The sequence below is a fragment of the Haloplanus natans DSM 17983 genome (assembly GCF_000427685.1).
GTDB classification, from domain to species: domain Archaea; phylum Halobacteriota; class Halobacteria; order Halobacteriales; family Haloferacaceae; genus Haloplanus; species Haloplanus natans.
Genome location: NZ_ATYM01000008.1, coordinates 1 through 14,337, shown reverse-complemented (window position 1 = coordinate 14,337; position 14,337 = coordinate 1). Strand labels below are relative to the sequence as shown.

At 64.9% G+C, this 14,337-nt stretch carries 18 protein-coding genes and 1 pseudogene; 12 read left to right on the top strand and 7 right to left on the bottom strand.

The features are described 5' to 3' along the window. Both HALNA_RS20420 and HALNA_RS02185 read left to right on the top strand, forming a co-directional pair. A partial coding sequence (locus HALNA_RS20420; protein ID WP_211225982.1) for a hypothetical protein occupies nt 1-2,182 on the top strand: 2,182 nt, incomplete at its 5' end. Nucleotides 2,183-2,184: 2 nt separating this feature from the next. Then, nucleotides 2,185-2,385: a hypothetical protein gene (locus tag HALNA_RS02185; RefSeq protein ID WP_049934722.1), complete on the top strand. Its 201-nt coding sequence runs from the start codon at nt 2,185-2,187 to the stop codon at nt 2,383-2,385. A 121-nt stretch (nt 2,386-2,506) separates the two neighbouring features. Here the strand turns inward: HALNA_RS02185 and HALNA_RS02180 are convergent, their stop codons facing one another. The 3 genes from HALNA_RS02180 to HALNA_RS02170 are packed head-to-tail and all read right to left on the bottom strand — an operon-like array spanning nt 2,507 to nt 4,478. Then, a complete protein-coding gene (locus tag HALNA_RS02180; RefSeq protein ID WP_049934720.1) occupies nt 2,507-3,346 on the bottom strand; it encodes an ATP-binding protein in 840 nt (279 codons plus the stop codon). Next, nucleotides 3,346-4,089 carry a hypothetical protein gene (locus tag HALNA_RS02175; RefSeq protein ID WP_157573412.1) on the bottom strand — a complete coding sequence of 248 codons (744 nt, stop codon included), beginning with the start codon at nt 4,087-4,089 and terminating at the stop codon, nt 3,346-3,348. The genes HALNA_RS02180 and HALNA_RS02175 overlap by 1 nt, the downstream gene beginning before the upstream one ends. Then, nucleotides 4,086-4,478, bottom strand: a complete 393-nt coding sequence (locus tag HALNA_RS02170; RefSeq protein WP_049934717.1) for a hypothetical protein — start codon at nt 4,476-4,478, stop codon at nt 4,086-4,088. The genes HALNA_RS02175 and HALNA_RS02170 overlap by 4 nt, the downstream gene beginning before the upstream one ends. A gap of 405 nt (nt 4,479-4,883) precedes the next feature. Between HALNA_RS02170 and HALNA_RS02165 the strand changes: the two genes are divergently transcribed. The 7 genes from HALNA_RS02165 to HALNA_RS02145 all read left to right on the top strand — a co-directional run bounded on the left by HALNA_RS02165 (nt 4,884) and on the right by HALNA_RS02145 (nt 10,392). Continuing rightward, complete coding sequence (locus tag HALNA_RS02165; RefSeq protein WP_049934714.1) at nt 4,884-5,066, top strand: hypothetical protein; 183 nt, start codon at nt 4,884-4,886, stop codon at nt 5,064-5,066. Next, nucleotides 5,063-5,290, top strand: a complete 228-nt coding sequence (locus HALNA_RS02160; protein ID WP_049934713.1) for a hypothetical protein — start codon at nt 5,063-5,065, stop codon at nt 5,288-5,290. The genes HALNA_RS02165 and HALNA_RS02160 overlap by 4 nt, the downstream gene beginning before the upstream one ends. Continuing rightward, entirely contained in the window at nt 5,287-5,424 is a 138-nt protein-coding gene (locus HALNA_RS19705; RefSeq protein WP_157573411.1) for a hypothetical protein, read from the top strand. The genes HALNA_RS02160 and HALNA_RS19705 overlap by 4 nt, the downstream gene beginning before the upstream one ends. Continuing rightward, nucleotides 5,421-5,594 carry a hypothetical protein gene (locus HALNA_RS19700; RefSeq protein ID WP_157573410.1) on the top strand — a complete coding sequence of 58 codons (174 nt, stop codon included), beginning with the start codon at nt 5,421-5,423 and terminating at the stop codon, nt 5,592-5,594. Before HALNA_RS19705 ends, HALNA_RS19700 begins: the two co-directional genes overlap by 4 nt. 486 nt (nt 5,595-6,080) lie before the next feature. Beyond that, complete coding sequence (locus HALNA_RS02155) at nt 6,081-7,070, top strand: hypothetical protein (protein ID WP_049934711.1); 990 nt, start codon at nt 6,081-6,083, stop codon at nt 7,068-7,070. After that, nucleotides 7,070-8,743 carry a 3'-5' exonuclease gene (locus HALNA_RS02150; protein WP_049934710.1) on the top strand — a complete coding sequence of 558 codons (1,674 nt, stop codon included), beginning with the start codon at nt 7,070-7,072 and terminating at the stop codon, nt 8,741-8,743. The genes HALNA_RS02155 and HALNA_RS02150 overlap by 1 nt, the downstream gene beginning before the upstream one ends. Next, nucleotides 8,740-10,392: a hypothetical protein gene (locus tag HALNA_RS02145; protein WP_049934709.1), complete on the top strand. Its 1,653-nt coding sequence runs from the start codon at nt 8,740-8,742 to the stop codon at nt 10,390-10,392. Before HALNA_RS02150 ends, HALNA_RS02145 begins: the two co-directional genes overlap by 4 nt. A gap of 239 nt (nt 10,393-10,631) precedes the next feature. Here the strand turns inward: HALNA_RS02145 and HALNA_RS02140 are convergent, their stop codons facing one another. The 4 genes from HALNA_RS02140 to HALNA_RS02130 form a co-directional block, all read right to left on the bottom strand. After that, nucleotides 10,632-11,264, bottom strand: a complete 633-nt coding sequence (locus HALNA_RS02140) for a hypothetical protein (RefSeq protein WP_049934707.1) — start codon at nt 11,262-11,264, stop codon at nt 10,632-10,634. Between the two features lie 119 nt (nt 11,265-11,383). Further along, nucleotides 11,384-11,815 carry an HNH endonuclease gene (locus HALNA_RS21560; protein WP_084509864.1) on the bottom strand — a complete coding sequence of 144 codons (432 nt, stop codon included), beginning with the start codon at nt 11,813-11,815 and terminating at the stop codon, nt 11,384-11,386. After that, nucleotides 11,812-12,072 carry a DUF7386 family protein gene (locus HALNA_RS02135; protein WP_049934705.1) on the bottom strand — a complete coding sequence of 87 codons (261 nt, stop codon included), beginning with the start codon at nt 12,070-12,072 and terminating at the stop codon, nt 11,812-11,814. Before HALNA_RS02135 ends, HALNA_RS21560 begins: the two co-directional genes overlap by 4 nt. Before the next feature lie 237 nt (nt 12,073-12,309). Next, nucleotides 12,310-12,525 (bottom strand): MarR family transcriptional regulator, encoded by a 216-nt coding sequence (locus tag HALNA_RS02130; RefSeq protein WP_049934704.1) that lies wholly within the window; start codon nt 12,523-12,525, stop codon nt 12,310-12,312. Nucleotides 12,526-12,710: 185 nt separating this feature from the next. On the opposite strand from HALNA_RS02130, the gene HALNA_RS02125 reads away from it, so the two are divergent. The 3 genes and pseudogenes from HALNA_RS02125 to HALNA_RS02115 form a co-directional block, all read left to right on the top strand. Continuing rightward, nucleotides 12,711-13,028 (top strand): hypothetical protein, encoded by a 318-nt coding sequence (locus tag HALNA_RS02125; protein ID WP_049934702.1) that lies wholly within the window; start codon nt 12,711-12,713, stop codon nt 13,026-13,028. Continuing rightward, nucleotides 13,025-13,282: a hypothetical protein gene (locus HALNA_RS02120; RefSeq protein WP_049934700.1), complete on the top strand. Its 258-nt coding sequence runs from the start codon at nt 13,025-13,027 to the stop codon at nt 13,280-13,282. Before HALNA_RS02125 ends, HALNA_RS02120 begins: the two co-directional genes overlap by 4 nt. Nucleotides 13,283-13,589: 307 nt before the next feature. Beyond that, nucleotides 13,590-14,337, top strand: a pseudogene (locus tag HALNA_RS02115) (hypothetical protein); the annotation flags it as partial.

The window sequence follows — 14,337 nt, the reverse complement described above, 5'->3', positions numbered from 1 at the left end:
GAACGGCGCGCTCACCGTGGCCTTCGCCGAGGCCTCAACCGGGCCGACCCGTGCCGAGCAACGCCAGCGAATCGCCCGCCAGGTGGCGAGCGGGCGCGAGGACGTGTCGCCTGCGGACGTGACGGTCACGTCGACGGCCTCGGGCTTCCAAGCCACGATCAACGGCGACGGCGAGCGCCGAACCGTCATCACTGGGGCGCCCGACCCCGACCGGGGGGCGCCGACCACCGAGTTCCGACAGGGTGAGACGGCCGAGCGTGGCGTCGGCATCACGCGCGGCCCCGAGGGCGCCTCGGTCGTGTTCCCACGGACCACCGCGGCGGACGTGACCCGATACGGCCAGCGCCAACTCGACGCGCAGGGCGGGGCGAGTCGGGGCGAAATCCGCGCGGCGGTCAATCGCTTCGGCCAGCGCCAGCTCGAAGCGACGGACCCCAGCGAACAGTTCGGCGACGTGGCGGTCTACAATCCGTTCACGACGCGGGGGACCGCGGACGGCGAGCCCGCCAGCCTGTCGCCGACCGCGGCGCTGGCGGTCGACCCGCTCGTCGGCGATCCGGGGGAGGACCCTCGAACCGAGGAGCAACTACAAGACGCCGCGGCGGGGTTCGACGAGACGATCTCGGCCGGCGTCGAGGCGGCGAGCCGGGGCGCGCCCGGTAGTGGTGCGTTGCTGGGGACCGTCGGCGGTGTCGCCCGTCTTGAACGCGCGGCGCAGCTGATCGCCACGCGGACGGGGTTGGTCGAGGGGCGCAACCTGCCGGCCGAGGGGCCGTTCGAGCGTGACGCCGAGGCGGCCGCCGAGGCGTTCCTCGGCGTCGCGAACGCCCCCAGCGCCGTCGCGGAGGGGAAGGAAATCATAGAGTTCGCGGCCACGCAACCACCGCGGGTGCTCGACACGGTCGACGCCGCCGCGACCGACCGCCGCGAGGAGTCGCCGCTGCCGGGCGTCGCCGGTGACGCCGTCGATGCTGGCGAGCGGGCGTCGACCACTGAGTTCGTGCAGGACGTTGAACAGCGTGGCGGGCGGGTCGCGGCCAGCGCCCGCGAGTCGTTCCGCGACGACCCCAGCGAGTTCGTCGCCCGCGGCGCGGCCGGGCTCGTCGCCGGGGCGGCCGCCGGGAGCGCCCTCGGCCGGGTGGCCACTCGGCTCCCTGGCGTCTCCGGGTCGGACCTGTCCGGGCGAGTGTTGCTGAAGGGCGAGCGAGCGCTTCGGCGTGGCCGCCGCTTCGCGAGCGACCGCCGAGCGCGTGGCGACCTGACGTTCGGCGGCGGGCGGAGCGACACGACGACCATCGGCGCCGACGACTTAGTAAGCGAGCGAGCGACCGCCGACCCCGAGGGAGAGGGACAGCTCGCCTCGCCGCCCGATGACTTGACCGGCGGCGCCCGCTCCCGGCAGCGCGCCGGGCTCAACCAACAGGGTGCGTTTGTGGGGTCCAACACCCGCCAGCAAGACGCCGCGTTCGGCGGCACCGGGAAGCCCGACACCGGCTTCGGGGAACCGTCGGACCGCGACTTCTCGACCGCGGTCGACCGGGCGTTCGGGCGGCTCGACGGGTCAGAGGACAGCGGGGCGGCTTCGCGGCGGGTCGCCGCGCAACGCCGTTCCGTCGACGCCGAGACGGCTTCGCCGGCCCGTGGCGGCCTCGCCGCCGACGTGGGCGCCGCCGGGGCGGGTGCGACGGGCGGCCTCCTCGCCGGCGCGTTCGGTCGGCAGGAAGCGGCGCAGGCGTCGAGCGTGTTCGGGGGCGACGCCGCGTTCGGCCCCGAGTTCGCGACCGACACGCGGAGCGGCGCCGACGTGCGGAGCGGCCTGTTCACCGGCGGGCTAAGCGATACCGACACCGCCGCGAGGGTCGACGTGCGTGCCGACGCCCGCGTCGACGTGACGGCGGACGCTCGCCTCGGAGCGCGAGGCGATACACGACTCGACCTCCGGCGGGAGATTCAACAAGATACCCGCGTCGACACGCGCCTCGATCTTCGCCAGGATGTTCGCCAGGACGTGCGCGAGGATACCCGGCAGGATACCCGCGTCGACACGCGATTCGATTTCAACCGCGACCGCCGGCGCGACGACCTGTTCCGGCCCGACCCCGAACGTGACGGGGAGGATGCCGCGGCCGGGGAGACGGGCGATCAAGGGCGGTACGTATACTCGACGCCGTCGCTGTTCTAACCATGCAGGAACCCACACCCAGGGTAAATTCCGTCGACGAACCGCCGAGCGAGTTCGAGAGACACGGCCTCGAACTCCTCCGGGCGATTGCTGACGCGCGCCGGCGCGGGGCGGCCGAGGAACACCGCCGCCTCTTGGACGAGCTTGAGGAGTACGAACAGCGAAAGGCACACCTTCGCGACGCGCTCCGCGGCGAGTGGTAACGGAAGCCGACCGGAGTTTCCTCACCGTAGCGTACGTTAGTATGTATATACTGTTTTCTCGGCTTCCTTCCACCACCAACAGGCGGCGCTGTCGTGCGATTCGCTGTGTCGTGTGGAAGATTCAGGCCGACGCGGTCGGTTCTGACGTGTTGTCGTAGACCCAGGTGTGCGACCGGCCAAGCATATCGGCCACGTCACGGCCTGAAAAGCCCATATCCCGAAGCGACTGTGCGATCTCGGTTTCCTTTTCCTTCTTGGCTTCTTTCCGAAGTTTGTCCGGGTCGATCTCCTCGACCGGCGTCTCGTCGCCTTCGAGCTTGTCGGCGTCGAGATACTGCGAATCGAGGAGGTTGTCCTTCTTGCGATCCAGCGCCCGCTTCAGCGGGTCGTCGTGCGCATCCATGTTCGGGAACCTGATTCGCTCAACGTCGTCGTAGCCCTCCGTTGTGACCTTCCCGTCATCGAACGACGCGCCGATTCGGTACGGGCGGAAGTACCCGATGGGTTCGCGAAGGCAGTGCAACCTGAACGTCGCCTCGCGGCGCATTTCCAGGTCGGCCTTCGACCAATGCGGGAGCGTGACGATGGTAACGATTCGCTTCTTGCGCATGAGTTGCCACACCGAGCCGAGGGCGACGTTCTGATTCGACATGGCGCGGCGGTTGTTTCCGGCGCCGGCGCCGGCCAGCTCGTCGAGGATGATAACCGAGGGCTGTTCTTTCCCTGGATGCTCCCGCCAGCGTTCGAGATACCGCGCGCCCGACAGCGTCAGGTCGTCGTCGGTGAGTTCGTAGCCGAACACCCGTTCGGAAAGGAACCGCGCCAGGGACACCGCCAGGCCGGTCTTGCCGTATCCTTTCTCGGCATCCTCGGCGTCGACGATGATCTGCGCGCCCCCCTGGCGCGGGCCGTAGATACCTTTCATCAAATCATGCCACCAGTCGGTGTCGGTGAGGTGCATTATCGGTTGAAATCTCCGCCCTCAATGTCCGAATAGTCCAGTTCGGCCTCGGTGTCGGTCAGTTCCGCGAGTTCCACGTCGAGCCCCACCTCGGCAAGGAACTCATTGCACAGCCGATACGCGCAATTCGAGATTTGAGGCGGGATTTCTTGCTGTTTGATAAATGTCACTTCTTTCAGTTTATCGCCCCCTGGGAGGGGGCTCACCGACACCCCACACCCGCCGGGAAACTTCGAGGCGTCCAAATCGAAGGCGGTTCCGCCGCCGTCAGCAGCACCCGGTTTGTACCACTGGTTTGAACGATCTCGAACAGTATAGCGCCACGTAGCGGTGCGCGTCGGTGAGATACTCATGATCGCCCTCAATGAGGCGATCTCGACCGTCTGCGGAACGGGGCGGCGGGCGCCCGCCCGGTCGGCGACGTGGTCGCTGTAGAACCCGACGACCGCGTCGAACGGGGCGATCTTGAACTCCCCCACCGGCGTACCGGTGAAATAGTCGTCGCCAACATCCTCGGCTTGTTTGAATAGCGGTTCGAGTTCCATGATATAGGATTTCACCGCCTCGAATAGCGCTCTGTCGCGGTCGCTATTGCTCATGCTGATACCCGGATCAACGGTGTAGTTCCGCACCTGCAGGACGTATTCACGGGCGTCGTGGAGGGATTCGAGCCGTCGCTGTTCGCTGTATTCCCGATCCTCCGGGCCGAACTCGCGGTCGTGGCCGTTCTGTCGGCGGCTCATGGCCCCCTCCAATACCAGTACCCGAACGCGGCGAGAAGAACGACACCTGCCGCGAGGGCCATCACGTCGGACAAAAAGCCCGAGACGTATAGGGCGAGGTATGCGACCCCGGCGACTGTCAAAGCCTCCTGGCGTCGCAGCTCCCGCCGCATATTGTCAACCTGTTCCCGAGCGGCCGGCTCACCCCCGTCCGATAGCGTCTTTTCCTCGCGATCGAGCCCCGTCTGTACAAGATACCGGACCGCTTCGGATTCGGCCATGCCCTCGGCTTCGGCGAACTCATCGACGCGGCTTTTGACGTGCGGGTCGACCCGTGACTGGATTCGTGGTTTTGCCACGCTGAATCCCTCGTATACAACCTGTATCCGAACGCTCGTAAGCTTTTTCACCAGTCGGGACGATGGTGGTGCAAAGGCAGGTCACAAAGCCCCCCGCTCAGTACACCGGGCGGTCATGGGGCGCAAGTACGGTGTCGGGGAGGGGGTTCATTGCTACCGGCCCGCCACGGCCGCTCTCTGCCGCCTCCCTCCCCGGAAACCGCGCCGGTGAGAATGATGCACTCTCACCTTCAGCCCCGAGGTGGTTAACTTTTCTGACCACCCCGCGGCGCGGGACTCTCAACGTCGTAGGCGGCCCGGCTCATACCGGGTTCGCGCCGTTACGGTTTGACTTTGGCAGAGGGGACGTGGCATGGAGTGAACATCCATGTACACGACTCGAACCGAGAGAGACGGGAGTATCGCCTACGAACTATCCAAACAGAAGCCTTCGACCGCCGTGCCGAGGTGGTCGCTATGAGCGCCGAGACTCGCCAGCAGCGGCTCGACGGCGGGCTGGCCGACCGGCGTCGGGGGACGCCGCCGAAAAACGCCCGGCGCGGCTATGCGGAAGTGTGGTGGTATGCACCGCCCGACACCGACCCCCGACGGGTCGCGACCTGGTGTCAGCGGGCCGCCGCCGAGGGGGTGATTCGATGACCATCGACCGCGCGCGGGTGTCGCATCACGCGAGTCTCCGGTGGCTGCAGCGCGTCGATCCGCGGGAGCCCCGGCCTGGCGAGTGCGTGCTCGACGCGCTCCGGCGCGCGGAGCCGGTCGAGCGCAACGACGTGACCGGCGCCGCCTATCGCGACCCCGAGACGGACACGACGCTTGTCGTGGCGCCTGACGGCTGTGTGCTGACGCTGTGGGGTGGGCGATGACGCCCGACGAGCGGACCGTCGGCGAGCCCGTCGACGGCCTCACCGTCGCGTGTCTCCTCCTCGAACTCGCGTTCGTGGCGGTGGTGCTGGCGGCCGGGGTGGCCGCCGCGGCGCTCCGGGGAGGTGGCCGATGACCGGCGAGTGTCGGGTGTGCGGTCGCGACCGCCCCGACCGGAGCGAGCGGTGGTCGGTGACGCTGTCGGACTACGCCGACTCGACGGCCGCCTTCGAGAAGTTCGGCCTATGCCCGGATTGCTGGCAGCGCCTTCGCGACGAGCTGCGCGCCGGGAGGGTGCCGGCATGATCGACACGCGAGGCGGCGGCTTTATGCCGGCTGGGGATGATGCACACGGCAACGGCGCTCGACGCGCTACGGACGCACCGCTCGCTAACCAACTTGAACGAGCCGGGGAGAGAACCCCCAGGCCTGACACCTGGTTCTCTCTCGGCCGAAGGCTTAGAGGTTACGCCTCAACGCCCTCGGCGTCGCGACCGCCGGCGGCTCGACGCGGTCGCCACGACCATACGATGCAAGCACACGACCGGCACGTTTCGAGGAACTGCTTTACTACCGCACACGCGAGGGGGCAGCCGGGGGGGCTGAAATCGACCCCTTTCGGTGCAGGCCTCACTCTAAGGGTTGCATTAGCGAATCGCAAGACGGCACGGGGCGGTTCAACCCTACCAACCCTACCAAGGGGGGTAACGAAAGGGGGCCGGAAATCGACCCCCCCCTTTGCTCCGCGCGCGCGCGTTGGGAAAGGCCGAGGGTTGAATGGGGTGCATCGGGATGAGTGACCCCGCCGAGAACGTGGAGGCGTTCACGGAAGAGCTGGCCGACGGCTACGTAACGCTCGAATACGAGCCAATCGGCGGCGGTCAAATGCGGATCGCCGCCTACGCGAACGGGGACGTTCTCGAAAGTGGGGAGTATTCGACCAAAATCTTCGGGAGCGCGACGCTACGTGGTCAATTCTTGAATAGCGTCGAAGCGTCGTTAGACGGTCGGAACGGCGTCGACGCCGGCGATGTCCGTCAAGAACTAAAGGAATGGTTCGCGGCCATGAATGAAGTCGACCGCGAAGAGCAGGCCGAGAAATTCCTACCCGACGAGATCCGGGCGATAATCAAGGGGACGCATTACCCGGTCGAAATCCACGGTGGGGAAACGACGACCTGGAAGGTTGAACTAACCTACGCCGGCCGAACCCGCGAGTTAGAATTTAGCGCGGCCGAAATGGTCGGTGGGGGCGCTGGCGCGCTGCAAGAGAAGATCGCCAATCAATTTTTCGAGCTGATCGAAGTGGAGAAAGAAGATTGGGAAGCGATACGGGAGCGGTGGCATGAGAAAAGCGAAGTCGTGAATGTCGTCGAAGAGACGGCGCAGGATGCCATAGCCGACCGTGTTCTCTCGAAGCTCGGTAACACGGTGAAACCCGTCGGGGACCGCGATGATATGGGCAACGACGTGGCGGCGGCGTGGTACGACCCGAATAACACGACCGTCTACAACGACGCGCCGCCCGACGCGTCGATAGTGTGGGTTCAAGATAGTTTCCTCGTCGACCAGCTCGAAGCCGCCGGGAAGAACCTCGAATACAAGGGCCAGCTAATCAAGGACCTGATAGCCCGCGGCGACATATACGGCTCCCGCAAACGGAAAAAATGGGCGTGGGACACCTATACGAAGGTCTACCCGTTCAATCCCGAAGCTCTCGGCGTTACGTCCGACGACGTAGGCGGGAGCGACGACCCGAACCATAGCGAGGTGAGCGCCTAATGGCCGACGTTATCCAGGTCGACGGCGCACCGGGGACGGGTAAGACCCACACGCTAAAACAGAAGCTACGCGCCGAGAAACGGGACGGGCTCGACGCTAACGGCTTCTGGTGGCTCACGTTCACGCGGGCGGGTCGAGACGACGTGAAACCCGAGTTGGCCGAAGTGTTCCGTGACGCCGACGACGTGGAAGATCGGGCGCGGACCATGCATAGCCTGGCGCTGTCGCTGCTAATTCGTGAGGGGTTGTTAGACATGGACCCCGACGCCGAAGCCCCGGGGCCGATAATCGTACCCGGGAACTTCGACGACGACGAGATAGACCCCTACGCGGCGTTTTGTGACGCCCGGGGTATGCGATACGACCCCGACGCTGCCGACCCCCGCAAACTCTTGGCGGGGGAAGAGTCGACGAACTACCCGGGTAACAAACTCTTCGCGATAAACGACTTTCTTCGGCAAACCTGCAAACCGCCGGAAAAGTGGCGAAACGCGCCGCTCGATATAGAAATATCGGGCGATCGCGTGACAGGGCTGCTCGAAGAATGGGACGAATACAAACGCGATGCCTTCGAGTATCGGCTGTTTGAGCATGGCGACTACGTCGACTTCGCGTATCACGCCGGCGCGACGCCGGCCGTCGACGTTCTCCTAATCGACGAATTTCAGGACTTCGCGCCGTTGGAATATCGCCTATTCAAACAATGGCGAGACGGCGGGGGCATAGACCGCATTTACTTGGCGGGGGACCCGAATCAGTCGATCTATTCGTTCCGTGGCGGGACGCCGCATTACTTCGAGAACACGGACGTAGACGACGTAATAGACCTGAAAGAGTCGTATCGGTGCCCCCGGGAGATCGCGGCGGTCGGAAACGCCGTACTCGCGGCTCACACGGACACCGACGCCCGCGGCTTCGAGGGGCGCGAAGCCGGGGGTAGTGTCGGCTGGCGCGCGATTACGGATAAGTGGGACCTACGGGACGCCGTGATAGAATCGGCGGAGTGCCACACGTCCCACGACACGCCGGTAATGTTGCTAACACGAACGAACGGCCAGCTACGCCAGCTAACCCGGAATCTTCGCGACGTGGGTATTCCCTTCGAGGTGTTAGGAACCTACGGCGGTGTGTGGCGCGGGGAGCTACGGCAAATGCTGGTGTTCTTGAATAACCTGGTGTCGGGGGGGTCGGCGTTCGCATATCCGAATCTTCGGCACGTCTTAGGGGCGCTTCCCGACGGGGACGCCCGCCGGAAACGGCTCGGTCAAGGCATCGGTGGGATTATCGACGCGAACGCCGTGGCCCCGGCGTTCGAGGACTTCGACGGCGCGTTAGACATAGCCGACCACTTACAGATAGACGCATGGAAACGCGACGTTCTCAAGAACGCGATCGACGCCCCGGCGTCGCTCGAAGCCGAAGAGGTGAAAGTCGGTACCGTTCACACGTCGAAGGGGCTCGAAGCCCCGAGCGTCTACCTGTTTACCACGTCGTCGAAGCGCACGGTTCGGCAGTATTCGAGGGACCCCACCGCCGCCGCCGAAGAGCATAGGGTCTACTACGTCGGCACGACGCGAGCCAGCTCGGAACTAAACTTAGTGAGCGAATACTTCGACGGCCCCCCCGCGCCACCAATCCAGAAAATTCGACGACACGGCGAGGTGATAGCATGACCGTGAGCGACGAAGAGCGCATAAATCGCTATTTGCACAAAAACCCCGACGCCAGCGCGGCCGAGGTGGCCGGGGCGCTTGGTTTCGCGCCTGACAAAGCCCGCGCTCTCCTCGAAGCCGGCGCGCCCGATACGAACGCCGAGAACAGCGCCGACGACGTGACCGAAGTTACCCCGTCCGACCACTACGACCGCGTGGGGAGCGTCTACGCGACGCTCGGGGAGATCGGCGGCTGTCATTGCCCCGGAAACCGTGACTTCTACGGTTGGTATAGAACGCGCCAGGGACCGGGAGCGTGGGACGGCGAAGGTCGAGCGTGGGCGCTCGGGAAGGAATTCGCGGGTATCCGCCAGGAACTTGAGCGCGTCGCCTACGCGACCGTGAACTACGCCCCGGCGAAGTGGTTCATGGATAGCTGGCAATCCTTCAACTACGAAGAGAACGGGAAAGAATGGCAAGACGACGAAAAGCCGACGCCCGGCTACGGCGATCTACGCGCTTACGCCCCGTTCGCGGATATAGACCTAACCGACGACGTGAAACGGAAGCGCCCGGAGGGGGACGCGCCCCAGGAAACGATAGAACGGGCGCTATCCCTCTATCTCGAAGCGTTCGGGGAGCTGGCCGGGAGCATGGAACACGTCTATGCGTTAGATAGCGTCGGCGGGGCCTACGCCTTCGTCGCGCCGACCGCGACCGCGCCGATCGCGGAAGCGTTCGACCGCCGCGACCGCGCGATTATCTTTGAGGACATGACCGACCGGCTGAATGAATGGCTCGAAGGCGTGAAAGACGACGTGAACGCCGCCGTCCCCGACGCCGCCGGGACGTTCGAGCCGGACCTACTGAATAACAAAAATCGGCTCTACAAAGCGCCTATGTCTATCCATTCGTCGTTAGACGGCGTGGTTACGCCGGTCGACCCGGAGAACCCGAGCTACGACTACACGCCGATCGAAGCCGTCGACGACGACGACGTAGCCGAAGCCGAAGCGTGGGCCGAAGCGTTCACGTCGGACCACACGGACGCCGTGAGCGCCGTCGTCGCGAAATTGTGGCCCGACTACGACGACGACGCCAACGGCTGGCACGACGCCGTGAGCGCCCGCATAGACGACCTGGCGAAAGAGCGCGAAGAGAACCGGGAGCGAAACCAACGAACGATAACCGCCGACGACCTTCCCGACGACATAGAGGAAACCGACGACATAGAGGTAGTGAACGCCGCGATCGAGGCCATCGACGTTCGGGACGTGGCCCGGGACGTGGCCGACGAATGGGACACGGCCCCGGGACGTGACCCGCCGCGCTTCAATCCCCCGTGGCGTTCAAGCGATAGCGGGACTTCATGCTACGCGGACGCCGAGAAATACGTCGATCTTAAGGAGGGAAAGAAAGGCGGCGGAGCGCTCTCGCTTGTGGCCCGGGCGTCGGGAATAATCACCAGCTCACGCGACCGGCTTCGAGGTAATGACTACTGGAAAGCGGTAAACGAACTTCGGAAGCTCGGGTATGAGATACCGTACTTTACGGGAGCGAGCGGAACGCACCCCGACGCGCTACAACTCTACGACGAAGCCGAGGACACCGATACGCAGCGCCGCCAGGCACTAAGGGCGCTCCGCGCCAGCAAACGCGCGAAGGACTGACGGCCTACCCCGACCACCGCCACTCGGCCCGCCCGGTCGGCGGCCGTTCGACGCCGTCGAGCGCCCGGCCAGATCGTCAACAAGTTTGAGGAGATGCTGGAAATTGAGCAGAAGCGTAGTTCTCCAGAAAGTGATAGTTCGGGAAACGTTTCCCAACCTCTCGGAAGATCGAGACAAGACGCAGCCGAGAAGGTCAACGCCGTCGAGAAACGCGACGGCGACCCGGCGGTCAAGATCGACTACCCCGACCACCGCCACTTCTTGGAATCTCGCGGCGGCGATTCGACGCCCGCGATGGACTTCAGCGCGTCGCGGCCGGCATTGCTCCAAAACGAGCCCCGGTCGGCATAGTCGACGGCGTCGACATCGACGACAGAAAGGAACTCGCTACTTTTCGCTTCGCCCCGGTCGCGCAGCTCGTCGCGCATGGCGAGCACGGCGTCGACGCGGGCGGCGACCACGTCGTCATCGAACCCGGGCAGTTCGTCGCGCAGGCGCTCGCGCACGTCGTCGGTGCCCGACCCCCGCTCAACCCGGCCGCTCGACGCCTCGGGGGAAGGGTTTGTATCCTCTTGCCCCTCGACGGGCACAGCGCCGCCGTGAGCGCCCTCAGAATCGGTCGCCCCGTCGCGCCCGGCTTCGAGCGCCGCGACGCGCTGTTCGAGTTCGTCGAGACGCTGAATCACCACTGATTCACTATCTGATTCATCCGCCGCCGATGATTCACTCGCTGATTCAAGGAGTGATTCATCGGCCCGCCCGGCGTCGATCAACCGGCGAATCACCTCGGCTTCGGATATGCCGAGTGAATCACTCCGCGATTCAACCCACGTTTTCGCTGATTCGTCGACCGTCGCGAGCACCCGCGGCATGAATCAGTCTGATTCATTACTGAATCAAGTAGTTCAGTCAGACGGGCGTCAGCGGGGGCGGAGGTGGGAGTAAATTCGGTCGGTGGTTGTGAGGCTCGCGTGTCGAAGCCGGTTGTGGTTCATACAGTTTCAACCGTGCCTTCCGGAGCCAGTTTGTCGACTGACTGGAAAAACTTCATTTGAGAGGTGTGTACGGGCAAGCGCCTATTTTCACAGAAATCAAGATAATCTTCGTACATCTCTTGGCGTTGCTCATCTCCCCGCGTGGGAATGTATATGTGCCCCTCAGGTGTCACATTCAGCTCGTTTTCAATAAACGACGAAACTGCGTCTCGGAGGGTTTGACCCGCCTCGTCCCATTCCTCCCCCCACGATACAACCCGGTCAAAAAACAGGTCGTCGTATATTGATTCTATAGCTTGGTGGCAATTCGCACACAACCGAACCAGGTTCTGCGAGCGATCCTCTCCTCCATACCGTCGTGGAATGATATGGTGGGTCTGTAGAACGTTTGGATTGTCCTCCCCACAGATATAGCAGCGGTCCGTCATCGCCAGCTTGATTCAATCGACGTTCGGTATCGCAACCCGAGGACGGAGGTATTACAGCAGTCCTTAACCTGCTGCGGTGGATAGCGGTCGCGTACGTCGTTGAGGTTTGCCTCCGACTCGATCAGGTGGGTGAGCGCCGCGTCGATCACATCGGAGCGCGGCGGATCGTCGTGCTCGCCGCTCGCCACGATGGCGCTCGCCTTGTCGAACAGTCGCTTCCGCTCGTCGGTCAACTTGAGGGATGTTCGGTCGGTCATTAAGTACGAATGTGCATACGGGGGGTTGGTTCGCGTCGCTCGCGGGTGAGTGACGGGGTGATTGACTTAAACACGGCTTCGCGACGGCTGTCGTGACCGGGACGGAAGCGCCGCGGCGGGGTCGAATCTATGCACCCCGACGCCCGCGCACGCCTCGCCAGGTGCATACATCGCGATGGTCGTTTATTTTGCTCGCGAACCCCACGGACTCGCGTCGAGACCACCCTTCCGGCGGGTTTACTCCTCGGCATCGTCCCTGGGGTCGTCGACGAGTTCGTACAGGCCGGGAGCGAGCTTGCGGGCGTAGCCATGCTCGACGAGCCGGCCGAGGCGGTTCGTGACGTTCTGTCGGCTGTAATCCTGCTGTTCGGCGATATACGTCGGGGAGCATCGCCCCTCCCGTAGCATATCGAGGATCGCGTTATCAGTCGGGTTCAAGTCGATCTCCTCCATGTGCCGCCGTTCACGACGGACGTTCTAAAACATACGTCACTACGACTTAGTAGTTATGTCCTAATACAATTGAATCATACGTAACTACTAAGATGCTGTAGGATAGAGACGTAGCTACGCCGCGGCGGAAGCGTCGGAGAACCCGACGCCGGTGGTGTGACACCGACGCCGCGGCCATCGGAACGATGGCGAACGACAATTCGCCGCCGGGCGATAAAGACCCGGCGGCTACGACGACGGACGAACAGCGGAACGAACTCGGCGCCGCGACCACCGTGCTCGGCGGCGAGCCGGCGTGGACCCACGTCGGCGCCTCGGCGGACGACCGCGCCTCGCTGAAGGTGCGCGCGGAGTTCCTCGACGACGGCCGCGGGAGCGTCGGCCTCACGACGACCCTCGCGAGTGGCGAGGTGTCGATCTCGCTCGACCCGGGCGCCGCCCGGCGCCTCGCGGCGAAGCTGCGCAGCGCCGCCGCCTACGCCGAGGGAGGGGAGGACCGATGACCGACCGCACGCGCCTGTTCGACCGCGACGACCTGCTTACCGCCGCCGATCTCGAAATGATCCACCGCGAGGCCGAGGTGCGCGTCGAGACGAACCCCGACGCCAACGCGGTGATGATCGGGATGCACGTCATGGGCGGGTGGACGTGGACGCTCCTACCACCCGAAGCCGCGCGCCAGTTCGGCGACGCCGTGCTCTCTGGCGCCGACGAGCTCACCAACCAGGCCGAGCCCGAGCCCGCGGCCGATGACTAACTGTCGCCAGCGCTGCAGCGGCGAGGGCTTCGAGCACGAACCCACGTTCATGTCGATCGCGAAGGCGGGCCGTCTTCTCCGCTGTCCGATTTGCCAGCGTGAGGCCGAGATAGCGCCGCCCGCGGCCGATGACGTGGACACTACCCCAAGGGTCGACGCCGGGAGAACGCCGGTCCGGAGCCGCCCGTAACGGGTTCGCGACGCTGGCGACACTTTTCGCGTGCAGTTGCTAAATGTTAGTCGAGAATTGTTAGGTATTGCCTAAGTGGTCGTCCGACTTTTGATAACAGATACCGAAGGTATCCGTATGGTCCGCAGAGGTTCGACCGGCGATAGCGGAACAGACACCACCTACTCCGGCGGGGGCAGTGACACCACCGCCGGCTCGGGTGTGACGGGCGACGATGGCGCCGACACCACCTACGGCGGCGGTGGCGACACGTCGACGGACGCCCCGACCGGCTCGACCGGCGCCGACGACCCCAGCGACGGTGGGGGCGACTACGGCGGCGGGTTTGGTGGCGACGATGATGATGACGACGATTCCGGCGTTGTCGGTGGTGGTGGCGATTACGACTACGGCGGCGGCTCGGATACGACCTACTCCGGCGGGGGCAGTGACACCAATGCCGGCTCGGGTGTGACGGGCGACGATGGCGCCGACACCACCTACGGCGGCGGTGGCGGTAACCAGACGACTACGCAGGCGCCGACCGGCTCGACCGGCGCCGACGACCCCACGCAGGCCGACGAGCCGGACGCGCAGGACCAGGCGGCCGACCGCCTCGACGGCGACGCCGAGCGCGGCGTCAGCCTGACGACCAACCCGAAGCTGGGGAGCGGCGGCCAGCTCGAACGCAGCGAGCGAGCGCGGCAGGCCGCCCGCGAGGAGACGGCCGCGGAGTTCCGCGACGCTGGCCTCGAAGAACAGTACGGTGCGATTACGGGTGCGGAGGGGCCGACCGCCGACGCGGTGCAACTGCTCCAAGGGCGCGTCGACCGGCGGGTGCCGGGGCTGTCGCTACTGGATACCGACCGCTACAACATCGTCCGCG